A 16,812-nucleotide genomic window follows, 5' to 3' on the forward strand; every position below is an offset into this window, starting at 1 on the left:
CCGGCTCCTCCTCCTCGGCGGAGGACGGGTTCCGGCCCAGCCAGAGGCCCGCCACCGTGACCGCGGCGGTGATCGCGATGTAGACGGCCAGCGGCACCCAGGCGTGATAGGCCCCGAGCAGCGTGGTGAAGAGCAGCGGCGCGATCGCGCCACCGATGAGCCCGGCGAGGGTGTAGGCGAGCGAGGAGCCGGTGTAGCGCAGCCGCGGGGAGAACTGCTCGGCGATGAAGGCCGCCTGCGGCCCGTACATCAGCGAGTGGATCACCAGCGCGCCGACGACCCCGAGGGTGAGCAGCGCCCAACTGCCGTCCGCGACCAGCGGGAAGAACAGGAACGGCCAGACCCCGGCGGCCACGGCGGCGCCCCCGTACAGCAGTCGCCGGTTGACCCGGTCCGAGAGCGCCCCGGCCAGCGGGATGAGCACGATCTGCAGCGAGGAGCCGATCAGCACGGCGGTGAGCGCCGAGCCGCGTGACATGCCGAGTTCCCCGGTGGCGTAGGTGAGCACGAAGACGGTGAACATCGCGTACAGCACATCGGGGGCGACCCGGCTGAGGATCGCGGCGGTCAGCGCCCTCGGCTGGGTGGTGAACACCTCGCGCAGCGGCGCCTCCGGGCGGTCCTGCGCGGCCTCCATCGCCTTGAAGACCGGGGTCTCCTCCAGCTTGGCGCGGATCCACAGACCGAACACCACCAGGAGCCCGGAGAGCAGGAACGCCACCCGCCAGCCCCAGCTGGTGAACTGGCCCTCCGTCAGTGCCGCGCCCAGCGCGGCCAGGACGCCGTTGGCCAGCAGATTGCCCGCCGGCGGGCCGACCTGCGCGGCGGAGGCGTAGAAGCCGCGCCGCCGCGGATCGCCGAACTCGCTGGACAGCAGCACCGCACCGCCCCACTCACCGCCGACGCCGACGCCCTGCGCGAAGCGCAGCAGCACCAGCGCGGCCGGGGCCGCGACGCCGACCGTGGCGTAGGTGGGCAGCAGCCCGATCAGCAGTGTGGCGCCGCCGATGAGCACGAGCGTCGCGATGAGCACCTTCTTGCGGCCGATGACATCGCCGAGGCGGCCGAAGACGAAGCCGCCCAGCGGCCGGGAGACATAGCCGACGGCGTAGGTGGAGAACGCCAGCAGGGTGCCGGTGGTGGGGTCCTTGGAGGGGAAGAAGAGATCGCCGAAGACCAGGGCCGCGGCGGCGGAGTAGACGGCGAAGTCGTACCACTCCAGGGCGGTGCCGGTGAGGCTGGCGACGAAGGCGCGGCGGACCCCGGACCGGTCGGCCCGGGGTGGCGGTGCGCTCGATGCGGTGGGCTGCATATTCCGTCCTCGAGGTGGTGCATGAGGCTTACGGGATGGTACGTGGCGTTTTCGTGGTGGTGCGAAGGGTGGGGGTTGCGCGGATCGACCTTCCGGCATACTTCTTGTATACCAAGCGTATGCGCAACCCCTCCGGAGGAAGTTAACCGCTTCGAAACCGCGAAAAGCGCGGTAACCCGCGGCAGCGGGTCACCGCTCGGCAAGCGCAGAAACCGCAGATCGCCCCCACAAGCCCACCGCGCCCTGGAGAGCACAGCACCCATGACAACGAAGCCGTCGCAGCCCGCGGCACAGCCCGCCCCGTCCTCGCTCACCTTCGAACTCCCCGATGGCTCCCTGCACCACGTGGAGGTCGCCCAGGTGCTCAACGCGGGCTACGCGGGACGCAGCCAGGAGGATGTGGCCGCCCATGTGGCCGAGCTCGCCGAGCTGGGCGTGCCCGCGCCCTCCGTGACGCCCGCCCTCTACCCGGTCGCCCCCTACCTGGCCCAGCAGACCGGCCGCGTCAGCGTCCAGCACGCCCGCACCTCGGGCGAGGCCGAATGGGCGCTGGTCGTGGCCGCGGACGGGGAGCTGCTGCTGACCGCGGCCTGCGACCACACCGACCGGGAGCTGGAGGTCCACGGCGTGGCCTGGAGCAAGAACGCGGCCCCCGATGTGCTGGCCACCCGCGCCTGGCGGCTGTCCGATGTGGCGCCCCGCCTCGACGATCTGACGCTCCGCGCCTGGGTCACTCACGACGGTGAGGAGACCGAGGTGCAGAGCGGCACCCTGGCCGAGCTGCTGCCGCCCGCCTACTGGGTCGAGGTACTGCGCGAACGCGGTGACCTGGTGCCCGGCACCGTGCTGATCTCCGGCACCATCCCGATGGCCGAGGGCGTGGACCAGTTCGCCGGGCGCTGGCGGGTGGAGCTGGGCGACCCGGCCACCGGCCGGACCATCGAATGCTCCTACGACGTGGTCCCGCTGCCCGAGCCGATCGGCTGAGACCCGCACAAGAGTCCGTGCGAGAGCCCGCACCAGAGCTCACGTCAGAGCTCACGTCAGTGCGCGCACCAGAGCAGGGTCAACGCGCGAAGGCCGCCCGCCGCACGGCCCCGAAGGGCATGCGATGGACGGCCTTCGCCGTTGTCCAGACGGTTCGGTGATTCAGCGTCCGGTCAGGTTTCCCTGCCCTTCCGCATCACCATGCCGGCTGCGATCAGGCCGAACAGGCAGGTGATGGCACCCACGACGACATTGTTCGTGATGATCCCGGCATCGGCGCCCCGGGCGACCACCCAGGGAGAGATGATCATCCATACACCAATCGCGGACATGGCCCAGCACAGGCTGTACATCCTCCTCGGCGCCGTGGTAAGGCCGAGCCCCAGCAGGGCGATGGTGATACCGAGGACGAGGTTGTTGACCATGAGGTTGGGGCTGGTGCCCGAGAAGTGCACCACCCAGGGAGAGATGGCGAAGTACAGACCGGCGAGAAGCACCGGCCCGTCGAGGAAGACAACGTCCCGCGCATCCATCATGCGTGCGTAGCGCTCCCGCATCTCGGACACGTCGGGGTGGCCCGTGATATCGCCTCTCGCACGTGAGACGTCGGCCATTTCGACTCGCCTCCTTCGATCCATGCAAGTCTGACCGCACAGTGCGGCAAAAACACCACACCCCCATTGTGCGCCTCGCCTTGGTATATAGGTAGATGCCGGATTTGCGGCCGAAGGCGTATCGTGCGCCCTCGGCCCCCGTAAGGCCGCAGCCGCAGCCGCGAAGCCACCGCCGTGAAGCCTCCGTCAGGCGGGATGGACCGCCTCGTGCTTCTCGTAGCAGTCCCGGTCGAGATCGCGCACGTCGACGGTGGTCTGCACCGTCAGCCCCGGCACCGGCGACACATGGGCGCGGGCCACCTCCACCACCGCGGCGGACAGCTCCCGCTTGGTCTCCGCGTCGCGCCCGGACAGGATCGACACCTCAATGTGGATCATGGCGAGGTCCTCGGCGCCGTCCGCGAGATGGGCCTCCTCTATCCGCCGGAACCGGGTCTTGCAGCCCGCCACCGCCGTGTCCACGGTCTTGGCGACCACCGGGTGCAGGGCGGCCCCGAAGCCGGGGCGGTCGAACGCGTCGGTCAGGGTGTCGGAGTATTCGACGACGATGTGCGGCATGGGCTTGCGCTCCTCAAGGGGTACGCGGCGGCCTGCGGAGCTTTCCGCGCGGGGCCTCTTACCGGGGCATCGTCGCACCTCTTCCCGGTCAACGGCCGAGCGCTCCGGGCCCGGTATCTGCTTCAATAGGGCCATGGCCAGCCTCCATGACATCGCGACGGGTCGTTACGACCTCGAGCCGTTCTGGCCGTCCCGGCAGGCGCACCACTTTGACCGCGAGTGTTGCCGCGCATCCGATGCGCGGGCCCGCTCGCTCGGCCGCTGATCTCTCCGTCCGGCCGCCCAGCCCGCGCGCACGACGTCCACTGACGCCCTCTCGCGCGAAAGAGCTGACCTCATGACGAACCTCCGTGGCCTGTCGTCCGCCTCCGCCTCCGCTCCCGCGGCCCCGTCCAGCCCGTCCGTCCCACCCGGCCGCCAGCGGTTGCGAGCCGTCGCACCGGACGAGGTGCCACCGGTCGCCGATCTGCTGCACCCCGGCGCCACCTGGCTGCCCGCTCCCCCGCACACCGTGCCCGCACTCCCCGGCCATCCGCCGATGGTCGGCTATCTGGTGCTGGTCCCGGCCGACCGGCAGGGACCCGACGCGGCGGCTGGGCCGCCGCCGGAGGGGGTTCCGGCGGTGACGGGTGACGAGCTGATCCGGATCGACCCCGACCAGCGGACCGCCGAGATCGCCGGGCGGCCGCTGGACCTGACGTACCTCGAGTTCGAGCTGCTGAGCCATCTCGTCGCCCATCCGCACCGGGTGCACACCCGCGATCAGCTGGTGACCACGGTGTGGGGGTACGGCCATGTCGGCGACGGCCGGACCGTCGATGTCCATGTGGCCCGGCTGCGCCGCAAGATGGGCCCCGAGCACCGGGGGACGATCGTGACGGTGCGGCGGGTGGGGTACAAGTACGTGCCCACCGTCTGACCCCCTCGTCAACCCGCGAACGCCCGCCGTGGCGGGCAGGCGGAAGCCTGTCCGTCACGGCGGGCGCGTGCGGTGCGGGTCCGGAACCTCAGCGGCCCGCCCGTACCAGCGGCGGCCGCGGCCGCTCCACCGGCTCCTCGCCGTGGCCCACGCTCGGCAGCCACCGCAGGGCGCGCGGCAGATACCAGTTGCGCTCCCCGAGCAGCGCCATCACCGAGGGCAGCAGCACCATCCGCACCAGCGTGGCGTCCACCAGCACCGCGACCGCGAGCCCGACGCCCATCTGCTGCATGTCCTGCATCCGCAGCAGGGCGAAGACCGCGAACACGGCGACCATGATGGCGGCCGCCCCGGTGACCGAGCCCGCCGTCGTCCGGATGCCCTCGCGGATCGCGTCCCGGGTGGCGAACCCCCGCTCATGGGCCTCCCGGATCCGCGAGACCACGAACACGTGGTAGTCCATCGACAGCCCGAAGAGGATGACGAGGACGAACAGCGGCATCCACCCCTCGATCGCCCCCGCCGGCTCCATCCCCAGCCACTCCGCGCCCCAGCCGTGCTGGAAGACGGCGGTCATCGTGCCGTACGCGGCGCCCACCGACAGCAGGTTGAGCAGGATCGAGACGATCGCGATCGGCAGCGACCGGAAGCAGAGCAGCATCAGCACGAAGGTCACGGCGGCGATGAAGAGGAAGACCGGTGCGATGTCGGTCTTCAGCTGGTCGTTGAAGTCGCGGCTGGAGGCGAGCTCGCCGGTGACATACACCTGGTCGGAGACCGGTCCGAGGATCCTCGGCACCAGATCCTCCTTGAGCGTGTCCAGGGCGCGCCGGGACGTGGCGTCCTGACCGTCCCCGGCCAGCGGCACCTCGATCCGGGCCACCCCCTCCGTACGGTGCGCCTCGACGTCGACCGTCTTCCCGAACCGCCCGGACGCGGCGAGCTCCTTCTTGAAGTCCGCCACGGCGGCGTCGAAGCGGGCGGAGTCGACCTCGTCGGAGCGCAGCACCACCTCGGCGGGGGCGGGGCCGCCGGGGAAGGAGCCGGTGATCTCCTGGTACGCCACGGTGATGGCGGCGTCCGAGCCGAACTGCTTCTCCAGGCCGAGCTGTTCGGTCTTCATCCCGAGGGCGGGGGCGCACAGCACCAGCAGCAGCGCGCCCGATACGGCGGCGAACAGCTTCGGTTTGGCCAGGACGGGCCGCATCAGCCTGCCGGAGAGGCCACCGCTGGCGTGCACGCCGTTCTTCCGGCGGCGGCTGCGCAGCGGCACCCGCCCGGCGTCGATCCGGTCGCCCAGCCAGGACAGCATCGCGGGCAGCACGGTCACCGAGCCGAGCATCGCCATCAGCACGACCAGGATGGTGGCGACCGCGAAGCCGTGGAACAGCAGCAGCCCGGACAGGAACATCCCGGCCATCGCCAGCATGACCGTGACCCCGGAGATCAGCACCGCCCGGCCGCTGGTGGCGGCCGCGATCCGCAGCGCGGTCCCGGCGTCCCGGCCCGCGGCCCGCTCATCGCGCTCCCGCCGCAGGTAGAACAGCGAGTAGTCGACGCCGACGGCCAGGCCCACCAGGAACATCACCGAGTTGGTGGAGTCGAACAGGGGCAGCTGATGGCTGACGAGGGCGAGCAGTCCGAAGGTGCCGACGCAGGCGGTCACCGCGAGCAGCACCGGCAACAGCGCGGCGACCAGCGCCCCGAAGACCACCAGCAGAATGCCCAGCGCCAGTGGTACGGCGGTCAGCTCGGCCTTCTTGAAGTCGTCGGTCAGCATGTCGTCGAGCCGATGCTGGGCGGTGGCGTCGCCGAACTCGTAGGCCACGACGCCCCGATGGGCCGATTCGGTCCGCTCCACCGCCTCGACGACCGGCCCGACCCGCTTCCCGGCCGTGTCCGGGTCGCCCTTCATCTCAAAGCTGATCAGTGCCTCCCGGCCGTTCTCCGAGCGCACCGGGGGCTGGACGCGCACCGTCTCGCCCGTCCGCTCCAGCCGCGCCGAGAGGTCGCGGGCCGCGTCCCGCCAGCCGTCCGGGCGGTCGCTGCGCAGCATCACCATCTCTCCGGCCGGGGTCTGGAGGCCCGCGTCCTCCAGGATCTTCTCGGCGCGTGCGGAATCGCCCGTACCGTTCTCTGAGTTGGTCATCTGCCGGGATCCCGACATCCCGCCGACCATGGCGACGACCACGACGAACAGCAGCCATCCGATGATCGCGGTCTTGCGGTGGCGGGTGCTCCACCCGCCCAGCCGCACGGCCAGGCCCTTCCTCGCTGCGCTCATGGCGTCTCTCCCCGTGAGGTACGGACGGAACAGGTCATGCCAACGACGCTAGAAATCCGCAGGTCCGCGCCCCAGCCGGGCAGCCACCCTGTCGCCGAGCCATAGGGCGAGGCGGGGAGGTGGTGCCAGATACACCCCGGGACGGTGTCCGGCCCCCGTGTCCGGGCGGCAGGCCGCTGACACACTGAGGTGGCCCGCCGGGGCACGACATTCCGACCAGCGAGGGGGAAGCCGGATGAAGGCACGTGGAGCGCTGACGGCCTGCGCACGGGGGTTCGCCGTCTCCTGGCTCGCGCTGGTGTCGATCACCCTGTCCGTGCTGACGATCGTGTCGATCAGCTTCATTCCGCTGGGCATCGGGGTGTTCACCACCCCTCCCCTGATCCGCGCGGTGCGGGCGCACGCCAATCGGCGCCGGCTGCTGGCCGCCGCCTGGGCCGATGTGCGGATCCAGCTGCCGTACCGCCCGCTGCCGACCGATCGCCGCTCCGGGGTCACCGGGCAGGTGGAGCTGTGCACCTTCCTGCTGAAGGACCCGGCCACCTGGCGCGATCTGCTGTGGCTCCAGGTCGACATGACGGCCGGGTACGCCATCGCGCTGCTGGCCTTCGCCTTCATGCCGTACGGACTCGAGGGGTTCGTGCTGGCCGCCGGGGTGTGGCAGCCGATCGTGGACGCGGGCGGCACCTACTGGTACGCGTTCCTGCCCATCGACTCGCTGGGCACCGCCCTGCTGGCCGTCCCGGTCGGCGTCGGCTTCATCGCCCTCGGCTCGGTCCTCTCCCCCGTCCTGCTGCGCGGCCACTTCCTGCTGGCGCGCTCCTTCCTGGACCCGACCCCGCACATGGCGCTCGAGCAGCGGGTGCGGCGGCTCACCGAGACCCGGCACGACGCCGTGGACACCTCCGCCGCCGAACTGCGCCGCATCGAGCGCGATCTGCACGACGGCGCCCAGGCCCGGCTGGTGGCGATGGGCATGAGCCTGGGCACCGTGGAGGCGCTGATCGAGAAGGACCCGGCCAAGGCCAGGGAGTTGCTCGCCGCGGCCCGTACGAACTCCGCCGAGGCCCTGGCCGAGCTGCGCGACCTGGTCCGGGGCATCCATCCGCCCGTACTGGCCGAGCGCGGCCTGGGGGACGCGGTGCGCGCGCTGGCGCTGCGGATGGCGGTGCCGGTGGAGGTGGACGTGGACCTTACGGGCCGCCCCGACGAACCGGTCGAGTCGGCGGCGTACTTCGCGGTCAGCGAGGTGCTGACCAACGCGGCCAAGCACGCGGGTGCCTCGCGGATGTGGCTGGACATCCACCACCAGGACGGCATGCTGCGCATCACCGTGACCGACGACGGCCGCGGCGGCGCGGAGATCACCCCGGACGGCGGGCTGAGCGGCGTCGAGCGGCGGCTGGGCACCTTCGACGGGGTCCTCGCGGTCAGCAGCCCGGCCGGCGGGCCCACCATGGTGACGATGGAGATCCCCTGCGCCCTCTCGGCGCAGGGCGCCGCCCGATGACCCACCCGGCGCCCGACGCCGCCGGATGACCACCGCCGGGAAAATCCGGCGGCGGGACGTGCCGCCCCGGTGTTAGCGTGCCGAGGCCGGCCGCGGGACTCCGGTGCGACTTCCGGAACCCGCCTGCTAAGCGACGATTCGCAGTTCGTGCCCCCATTCCCCGGCCGGCTCCCGCACCCGTCGCCGGAGGCCCCCATGGAGACGCTGGCCGATCTGGTCGCCGCCGAGGACGTCCTGCTCTTCGTGAACGCGGCCATCACCTCGACGGGCCAGCGGGAGTTCCACTCCGACGCGGGCGAGCAGCGCATGTCGCTCGACTTCCTGCACTCCTACATGCTCGGGAACTACCGGGATCTGTACGCGGCGACACTCGCGTTGAACATCAATGACCACAACGCGGCGCTGATCGTTCGGCGGCTGCTGGAGAGCGCCAAGGAGGCCACACCGGAACAGCGCCGGACCGAGGGCCGGCTGATCGCCCGGCGTCTTGCCGCCCTTCCGCCGCCCCGGGTCTACCGGCTGTTCCGCGGGCTGCGCCGGGCCGGGGTCAACAACCGCCGCACCCGCGCCATCGTGCGCGACTGGCTGGCGGCCCGCCCCGACCCGGCGTTCGACGCGGTGAAGTACCGGGGTGCGGTCAAGTCGGCCGTCCGCCACGCACATCTGCGGCTCGACGGCGATCTCGGCCCGTTCCTCTTCGAGCCGGTCGGCCGCCGGACCGAGGGGTTCGGCTCCCCGCTGCTGGAGGCGTGGCGCCGCGCGCACTACGAGCGGTCCGCGGTGTACGACCTCCCGTACACCGTCGCCGAGGGCTTCGCGGCCAAGCACGGCATCGACCGCGCGGTCTTCCTGGAGCGGATCGCCCCGCGGCTCACCCGGCTGGAGCGGCTGCGGCTCCAGGGGGCGGCCCGCGCGGCCGGGGCCGACTCCGTACGGGCGGATCTGGCCACCATGCCGCTGACCCGGCTGGCGACCTATGTGCTCTCGCTCCCGCTGGACGAACGGGCCGCGCGCCGCACCGGGTTGACCGCCGCGCTGCGCGCCGCCGCACGGCGCGCGGCGGGCGCCCGGGCCGGTACCTGGGGCCGGGTCGCGGCGGTCCTCGACGACAGCTTCTCGTCGTTCGGCTCCACACGGAAGCGGCGCCGCCCGCTCGCCGTCGCGCTCGGCTGTCACTTCCTGCTGGAAGCGCTGGCGGAGGAGTTCATTCCGCTGTGGTTGTCGGGCGGCCGGGATCCGCTGATGCGGTATCCGTACGGCCCCACGCCGCTCGGCGAGCGGATCCTGGACGCACTGGAGCACCGGCCGGACCGGCTGCTGATCGTCTCCGACGGCTGGGACAACGCACCGCCCGGACTGGCCGGAGAGGTGCTGCGCGTCTGGCGCGCCCGCCTCGACCCCGGTCACCGCACCGGTGCGGTGCACCTCAACCCGGTCTATGACGCGGAGAGCTTCGACGTGCGGCGGCTGGCACCGGGCGTGCCCACGGCCGGGGTGCGGGACGCGGAGGACCTGCCGACGCTGGTGGAGTTCGCGCGGTTCGCGGAGGGGCGTACCGGCCTGGCCGAGCTGCGGGCGCATCTCGACACCCGGGTGCGGCACTTCCTGGACCGGCCCGGGCCGGACGAGCCGCTGCCGGAGGGACCATGACCACCACCACGACGCTGGAGCTGGCCGGGCTGACCGCCCTGCCCGCCCAGACCTGGGGCGCGATCCGGCTGGTGCCCCTCGTCCGGGACCAGCCGATCGCCGATCTGCGGCTGGACGCCCGGCTCTACGGCGACGACCTCGCCGCCGTCGCGCTCGACCGGCGCACGGCGTACTACGCCTACATTCCGCACGGTTTCGTCGCCACCTGGACTGCCGACGGGACCCCGGCCGCGGCGTACGGCACCCGGCTGCGGCAGGGGGACGAGCGGCGGGCCGGCCCGCCGCCGTGCGTCTCCCTGCGCTTCCACCGCCGGATGGCGCGCCGCGTCGACCGCAACCGGCTGCGCTTCCTCCCCCTGCACCTCGCGCTGGAGGGCTATCTCGCCCTGCACTTCGGCGGCCCCGCGGTGGTGTGGGAGGAGTGGTCCCACCGGGCGGTCAGCCGGGGTCTGTCCCCGAGGGTCGAGCAGGCGTATGCCGGGGCCGAGGTGGAGGGGCTGCGCGACGCGCTGCGGGTCTTCGAGATCCACCCCGGCCAGTGCGGGGCCATGGTCTACGCGGCCGACGCCCTCACGGCCGCCTTCGTGGTGCCGCACCCCGACGACTACCGCGCCCTGCACCCCTCGCTGGTCCTGGACCTCTTCGGGGAGCTGATCCACCACTACACCACGCTGTACGGCCCGGTCCCGGAGTTCCGGGCCCGGATCCGCGACGGCGCGGTGGGCTCGCTGGCCGAGCTGCGGGCGGAGGCCGCCCGGCATCAGCGGGAGTGGGCGGAGTTCCACGACCACACCATGGCGGGCGGGCTGCTCGACGAGTCGTACTCCCTCCAGCGCGTCCGCACGATGGGGCCTTTCGCCCTGTCCCGTTTCCTGCCGCCCTTCCATCGCAACACCGAGCAGCACATCGGCGAGACCATCACCCACGAGGACGGCCGCCTGGCCTACCTCAAGACCTTCCGCCTCTCCGAGGCCCAGACCCGGCGCGGCCATCTACTCACCCTCCTCGCCGCCCACGACTGGCACTTCGGCGCGACTGCCGACGCCCTGGGGGTGAGCCGCGACCAGCTCGCCTCCCGGGTGGAGCACGCGGGGTTCGGCGCGCTGCTGCGCCAGGACATACGCGACCACTACCGCGCGGCGGCGCGCGGGACGGCGCCCTGACGAGCTGGCTGCGCCCTCGCCCTGACGGCCGCCGCCCTGCTCTCCGCCCGCACGTCCCGCCGTGCAGGTCAGCTTTATGACGAGCGACAAGACCGCGCCGCGCGCGCTCAGTCAGTGATGTACCAGTCGTCCTTCAGGTACTCCAGGGTGCTGGTCCCGATCTCGTTTTCGGAGAAGGTGACGGAGGCCTTGACCGCATCGGCCGGAATGTCGATCTTGGCGGGGCTTCGTACGACGACCTTCTGCGGGTCGACCGTCGCGGTCTGCAGAGCCTTCTTCTGCGTAGGCGAGATCATCTGGAACGTGACGAGGAACGTGGACGTGCACGGACCGAACCCCTGGTCCTCCGCCTGCTTCGCCGCGGGCCCGGCCACCTCGCAGACCGTCTTGATGTCCTCCCGGCCCACGGCGTGCAGATACTCCTCGTACCGCCGGAACGCCCCTTCCTTCGTCCTGGGCGCGGCCTGGCCCGTGGGCTGTTCTGTGGGCTGATCCGTGGGCTGATCCGTGGGCTGGTCCTTGGGCGGATCCGTCGGCGGCTTGTCGGCGGGCCCGCAACTGTCGTTGGTGAAGATGCCCGACAGCAGACGCCCCGGGCGCGGGCCCATCGGCCCGTTGAATCCGCTCACATGCTGCTGCGACCCCCACCACCCGGCGTACCCCCACCAGGGCTCGCGGTTGACAGGGCGGGCGTGCTCCCAAGTGCGCCACTCGGCGCCGCCCTTCGAGGGCCGATCGAGCGTGCCGTTCACCCACTGGTTCTTATCGGTCGGATAGGAGCCGTGTGAACCACGCGCCGAGTACACCGTCGGATGCCCGTCCTGCGGATCCAGTTCCGACCACTTCACGCTGCACGTATCCTTGCCGTGCTTCGCGAACGTCACCGCCTCCGGCTTGCCGTCGCGCAGCTGGACCGCGACGCGCTCCCAGTCGCCCTCGTGCCGGTTGCCCGGGGTCAGGTTGTTGTAGGCGTAGAAGAACCAGTAGACGTACGCCGCGCGCTTCGGGTCGGTCTTGTGGTTGTGGTACTCCCAGTAGACCGGCGCGTCAGTGCCCTCGCCCTTCCGCACCTCCTTCGGCGGGTCGAGATAGAAACCGCCGTCGGCCTCGGCCGAGGTGTGCCACTTGTCCCCGTGTCCGGGGCAGGACACCGGCTTGGACGACGACTTCCCCGGCTGCACGTCCGCGTGCTGGTAGGAATTGTCCTTACTCCCCAACCGCCGCGGGTCGGGCGGATCGGCCACCGGTCCCTCGTCACGGCAGAAGCCGTCGTGGTCGAAGCGCAGCGCGGACCGCCCGATGAACCGCGTCGCGTCCATCGGCAACAGCGACTCCCCCTTGGCCAGCCGCACCAACGGCGCGAACCGCGCGGCCTCGGCCGCGGACCCCTTGGAAGGCTCCGCCCCCGTCCACTCCTTCTCCTTCTCCGGCCCGCACGCCACCAGCGCCACCGAAAGCGACACCGCCACGCCCACCATCACCCGCATCCGACCCAGCACCGGCTCCCCCTTCGTTCGCCCGCCACCAGCCGGCAGCATGTCAAGAGGACATTACGCGGAATCCGACAGAACGGTTCCCCGCGCGGGGCGCCCAACCCACAGGGCCACCCCGCGCGGAAGCCTTCCCCTTGCGCTCAGCCGTGCTGCTCCTCGGGCTTCGGCGGCGCGAGGGCGAACCACACCGCCCGCCCGGGCCGCTGGTCCCCTCCCGCTCACCGCACAGCGGTACATTCGTCGGATTCGGTCACGTCCCCCACCCCAGGGGCCCGACGAAGTCTTGGAGCCGCCGTGCGCGTTGTCCTCGCCGAAGACCTCTTCCTCCTGCGGGACGGGCTGGTGCGGATGCTGGAGGCGTACGACTTCGAGGTCGTGGCCGCCGTGGAGAGCGGGCCCGAGCTGAGCAAGGCGCTGGCCGAGCTGGAGCCGGATGTGGCGGTGGTGGATGTGCGGCTGCCGCCGTCGTTCAGCGACGAGGGGCTGCAGTGCGCGCTGGCGGCGCGGCGGGCGCGGCCGGGGCTGCCGGTGCTGGTGCTGTCGCAGCATGTGGAGCAGCTGTACGCGCGGGAGCTGCTCGCGGACGGCAGCGGGGGCATCGGCTATCTGCTCAAGGACCGGGTCTTCGACGCCGATCAGTTCATCGACGCGGTGCGGCGGGTCGCCGCCGGGGGCACGGCGATGGATCCGCAGGTGATCTCGCAGCTGCTGGACCGGCGCGCCCAGGACCGGCCGCTGGGGCGGCTGACGCCGCGGGAGCTGGAGGTGATGGAGCTGATGGCGGAGGGGCGGTCCAATACGGCGATCGCGGCGCAGCTGTTCGTCACCGAGCGGGCGGTCGCCAAGCACACCTCCAACATCTTCGGCAAGCTCGGCCTGCCGCCGTCGGACGACAACAACCGGCGGGTGCTGGCGGTGCTGGCCTACCTCGACCGTGGCTGATCCGCCGGAGCCGGTCGGCCGTGACCCGGCCCGCCGGAACCGGTCGGCCGTGACCCGGCCCGCCGGAGCCGGTCGGCCGTGACCCGGCCTCCCGTGCGCCCCATTGCTCCCACCCCACAACGCTGGTTAAGTGCCTTGTCCATATGACCCATTGGCCGTTGTCCGTTGGGGGGCGCATGAGCGACCTGAGCAGACGCACGCTGATCGGAACCGCCGGAGCACTGGGGGCCGGGGCCACGCTGGGGAGCCGGTTACCGGCGATGGCCGACGAACCGTACGACGCACAGGACACCGCGGTGACCGCGTTCGACACCGCTCCCGCGCGCGCCGCCCTGCGGCGGCTGCTGCCGGCGCACGCCGATCAGTTCCGGCTGGTGGCGCTGGAGAAGCGGGGCGCCGAGGAGCGGTTCGAGGTCGGCGGGTCCGCGGGGCGGCTGACGGTCTCCGGGACCAGTCCCGCGGTGCTGCTCACCGGGGTGCACTGGTATCTCAAGTACACCTGCCACGCCCAGATCACCTGGTCCGGCGATCAGCTGAACCTGCCGGGGAAACTGCCCGCGCCCGCCCGGAGCGTCACCCGCTCGACCTCGCTCCCGCACCGCTTCGCGTTCAACGACACCCACGACGGCTACACCGCGCCGTTCGCCGACTGGGACCGCTGGGAGCACCTGATCGACATCGCGGCCCTGCACGGCTGCAACGAACTGCTGGTCACCGCCGGTCAGGAGGGTGTCTACCACCGGCTGCTGCAGGACTTCGGCTATACGGACGACGAGGCGCGCGCCTGGCTCCCCGCCCCCTCCCACCAGCCGTGGTGGCTGCTGCAGAACATGAGCGGTTACGGCGGCCCGGTGTCCACCGCGCTCCTGGCCAAGCGCACCGAGCTGGGGCGGCGGATCGCCGACCGGCTGCGGGAGCTGGGCATGCGGCCGGTGTTCCCCGGCTACTTCGGCACCGTCCCGGACGGCTTCGCGGACCGCAACCCGGGGGCCCGTACGGTCCCGCAGGGCGACTGGAACGGGCTCAGGCGGCCCGACTGGCTCGATCCGCGCACCGAGGTGTTCCGGAAGGTGGCCGCCGCCTTCTACCGCCATCAGGACGAACTGTTCGGTGAGGCCGAGCTGTTCAAGATGGATCTCCTGCACGAGGGCGGCGACCCCGGGGACGTCCCCGTGCCGGAGGCCGCCCGCGCCGTGGAGACCTCGCTCCGGACCGCCCGCCCCGGCGCCACCTGGGTGATCCTCGGCTGGCAGGAGAACCCGCGCCGCGATCTGCTGGACGCCGTCGACCACGACCGGATGCTCATCGTGGACGGTCTTTCGGACCTGGACACCGTCACCGACCGGGAGCAGGACTGGGGTGCGGTGCCGTACGCGTTCGGCACCATCCCCAACTTCGGCGGCCGCACCACGATCGGCGCCAAGACCCATATGTGGACCAAGCGGTTCACCGTATGGCGCGACAAACCGGGCAGCAAGCTGGTCGGCACGGCCTATATGCCGGAGGCGGTCGAGCGGGATCCGGCCGCGCTCGAGCTGTTCAGCGAGTTGGCGTGGCGGGATGAGGCGGTGGACCGGGCCGAGTGGTTCCGCTCCTACGCCGATGTGCGCTACGGCGGGCGGGACGCCAGGGCCCGGGAGGCGTTCGCCGCGCTGCGCGACACCGCGTACGAGATCAGCAGCAAGGACGGCCGCCCGCACGACTCGGTGTTCGCCGCCCGGCCCTCCCTGACCGCGCGTTCGGGCACCAACTACGCCACCCACACCCCCGCCTTCGACCCGGCCGGGTTCGACGTGGCCTTCGCGGCGCTGCTGGGCGTGCGCGCCGGGCTGCGCGACAGCGACGCCTACCGCCACGACCTCACCGACATCGCCCGGCAGGCGCTCGCCAACCGCTCCTGGCAGCTGATCCCGCAGCTCCAGGACGCCTACGACCGTAAGGACCGCACGGCCTTCCGGACACTGTCCCGGCTGTGGCTCAAGCTGATGCGGCTCAGCGACGACATGACCGGTGCCCACCGGCGGTTCCTGCTGGGCCCATGGCTCGAGGACGCCAAGCGGATGGCGTCGGGCGATGAGGAGTCGGCCCAGCTGGAGCGGGCCGCGCGCACCCTCATCACCACCTGGGCGGACCGCGCCACGGCCGACGGCGGCAAGCTGGCCAACTACGCCAACCGCGACTGGAGCGGCCTCATCGCCGACTTCCACCTCCCCCAGTGGCAGTCCTATCTGGACGAGCTGGAGGACGCGCTGGCGGAGAACCGCCCGCCGCGCACCTTCGACTGGTTCGCCGTCGAGGAGCCGTGGACGCGCGAGCGCAAGAGCTACCCCGTGCGGCCGACGGCGGACGCCCTCCGCACCGCCCAGCGGGTGTACGAGGCGCTGGCCAAGGCCCCGTACCAGGGCACGCTGACCGTCACCGCCGAGCCCGCCACCCTGCCGCCCGGCGGCTCCGCGTCCCTCACCGCCGCCCTGCGCAACGTCAACGGGCTGCGCCCCACCGGCCGCGTCGACTTCGACCTCACCGTGACCGGTCTTGACCCGTCCCCGGACGGGCCGACCCGGCTGCCGGGCGTCCCGGCGGGCGGCACGGGCGAGGCCCGCTGGCGGGCGACCGCACCCGACGAGCCGCTGGAGCACCCGCTCAAGCCGCTGCCGTACGAGCTGGGCGTGACGTACGGGCCGCGGGGCGAGGAGCGGGTGCGGGCCGTGCGCACCGGGACGCTGTGGATCGCCGGACCGCTGGCGGAGGGCTTGCGGACGGTCACCAACAGCGGTGCGGCCTTCGGCCAGTTGGACGAGCGGTTCGCGATCGACGGCGCGGGCCAGGACCTGTGGAAGGGCACCGCCGAATTCGGCTCCATCTACCGCGATGGCGTCCTTACGGTGGGCACGGCCATGACCGTGAAGGTGGACGCCCAGGCGGCCACCGGGCCCTGGGCGCGGGCCGGGATCATCGTCCGCGACGACCTCGCCACGGCGGGCTCCCCCGGCTTTGTGAACCTCTCCGTCACCCCGGCCAACGGTGTCGTCCTGTCGTACGACTCGGGCGGCGACGGCACGCTGGACACCTACCAGCGGATCACCGGCGTCAAGGCGCCCGTACTGCTGCGGCTGACCCGTACCGCCGCCACCTCCTACACCGGCGAGCTGTCCACCGACGACGGCGCGAGCTGGCGGAAGGTCGCCACCGTGACGGCGCCGGGCGGGGCGGCCGCGCAGGACGCCGGGATCTTCATGAGCGCGGCGAACGGCGGCACGGGCGCCCGGGGGACGGTCGAGTTCAGCGGCTGGAAGACCGGTACGCCGTAGGGGGTCGGCGTCAGTGGCGGGGCGGGGCTCAGCGTGTGTCCGGCGGGACTCGGCGCCTGCGGCGGGCTG

General features: G+C 72.0%; 12 protein-coding genes. 7 read left to right on the top strand and 5 right to left on the bottom strand.

Annotated features, from left to right (window positions below; all coding sequences use genetic code 11):
* Positions 1–1,312 (bottom strand): MFS transporter (locus tag GWI24_RS24360; RefSeq protein ID WP_210948045.1); only part of this gene is annotated, 1,312 nt, incomplete at its 3' end.
* 261 nt (positions 1,313–1,573) lie between these two features.
* On the opposite strand from GWI24_RS24360, the gene GWI24_RS24365 reads away from it, so the two are divergent.
* On the top strand, positions 1,574–2,299 hold the full coding sequence (locus tag GWI24_RS24365; RefSeq protein ID WP_210948046.1) for a DUF2848 domain-containing protein: 726 nt from the start codon (positions 1,574–1,576) through the stop codon (positions 2,297–2,299).
* Positions 2,300–2,472: 173 nt separating this feature from the next.
* Here the strand turns inward: GWI24_RS24365 and GWI24_RS24370 are convergent, their stop codons facing one another.
* Positions 2,473–2,913 (bottom strand): SPW repeat protein, encoded by a 441-nt coding sequence (locus GWI24_RS24370; protein WP_210948047.1) that lies wholly within the window; start codon positions 2,911–2,913, stop codon positions 2,473–2,475.
* A 186-nt stretch (positions 2,914–3,099) separates the two neighbouring features.
* On the bottom strand, positions 3,100–3,471 hold the full coding sequence (locus GWI24_RS24375) for a 5-carboxymethyl-2-hydroxymuconate Delta-isomerase (protein ID WP_191069558.1): 372 nt from the start codon (positions 3,469–3,471) through the stop codon (positions 3,100–3,102).
* A 337-nt stretch (positions 3,472–3,808) separates the two neighbouring features.
* On the opposite strand from GWI24_RS24375, the gene GWI24_RS24380 reads away from it, so the two are divergent.
* Positions 3,809–4,390 carry a winged helix-turn-helix domain-containing protein gene (locus GWI24_RS24380; RefSeq protein WP_210948048.1) on the top strand — a complete coding sequence of 194 codons (582 nt, stop codon included), beginning with the start codon at positions 3,809–3,811 and terminating at the stop codon, positions 4,388–4,390.
* An 88-nt stretch (positions 4,391–4,478) separates the two neighbouring features.
* Here GWI24_RS24380 and GWI24_RS24385 read toward each other — a convergent pair whose 3' ends face one another.
* A complete protein-coding gene (locus GWI24_RS24385; protein WP_210948049.1) occupies positions 4,479–6,674 on the bottom strand; it encodes an MMPL family transporter in 2,196 nt (731 codons plus the stop codon).
* Positions 6,675–6,909: 235 nt separating this feature from the next.
* Here GWI24_RS24385 and GWI24_RS24390 point away from each other — a divergent pair, with 235 nt between their 5' ends.
* The 3 genes from GWI24_RS24390 (at position 6,910) to GWI24_RS24400 (ending at position 10,997) form a co-directional block, all read left to right on the top strand.
* Positions 6,910–8,184 (top strand): sensor histidine kinase, encoded by a 1,275-nt coding sequence (locus GWI24_RS24390; protein ID WP_210948050.1) that lies wholly within the window; start codon positions 6,910–6,912, stop codon positions 8,182–8,184.
* Between the two features lie 195 nt (positions 8,185–8,379).
* Positions 8,380–9,834, top strand: a complete 1,455-nt coding sequence (locus GWI24_RS24395) for a hypothetical protein (protein ID WP_210948051.1) — start codon at positions 8,380–8,382, stop codon at positions 9,832–9,834.
* Positions 9,831–10,997 carry a hypothetical protein gene (locus GWI24_RS24400; RefSeq protein WP_210948052.1) on the top strand — a complete coding sequence of 389 codons (1,167 nt, stop codon included), beginning with the start codon at positions 9,831–9,833 and terminating at the stop codon, positions 10,995–10,997. Before GWI24_RS24395 ends, GWI24_RS24400 begins: the two co-directional genes overlap by 4 nt.
* 107 nt (positions 10,998–11,104) lie before the next feature.
* On the opposite strand, the gene GWI24_RS24405 is transcribed toward GWI24_RS24400, so the two are convergent.
* Positions 11,105–12,496 (bottom strand): hypothetical protein, encoded by a 1,392-nt coding sequence (locus tag GWI24_RS24405; protein ID WP_308343988.1) that lies wholly within the window; start codon positions 12,494–12,496, stop codon positions 11,105–11,107.
* A gap of 288 nt (positions 12,497–12,784) precedes the next feature.
* Between GWI24_RS24405 and GWI24_RS24410 the strand changes: the two genes are divergently transcribed.
* Entirely contained in the window at positions 12,785–13,432 is a 648-nt protein-coding gene (locus GWI24_RS24410) for a response regulator transcription factor (RefSeq protein WP_210948053.1), read from the top strand.
* A 176-nt stretch (positions 13,433–13,608) separates the two neighbouring features.
* Positions 13,609–16,743: an alpha-N-acetylglucosaminidase gene (locus tag GWI24_RS24415; protein ID WP_210948054.1), complete on the top strand. Its 3,135-nt coding sequence runs from the start codon at positions 13,609–13,611 to the stop codon at positions 16,741–16,743.
* Positions 16,744–16,812 lie beyond the last annotated feature (69 nt).

The organism is Streptomyces sp. MK37H, from assembly GCF_018035285.1.
In the GTDB taxonomy this organism is placed as follows: Bacteria; Actinomycetota; Actinomycetes; order Streptomycetales; family Streptomycetaceae; genus Streptomyces; species Streptomyces endocoffeicus.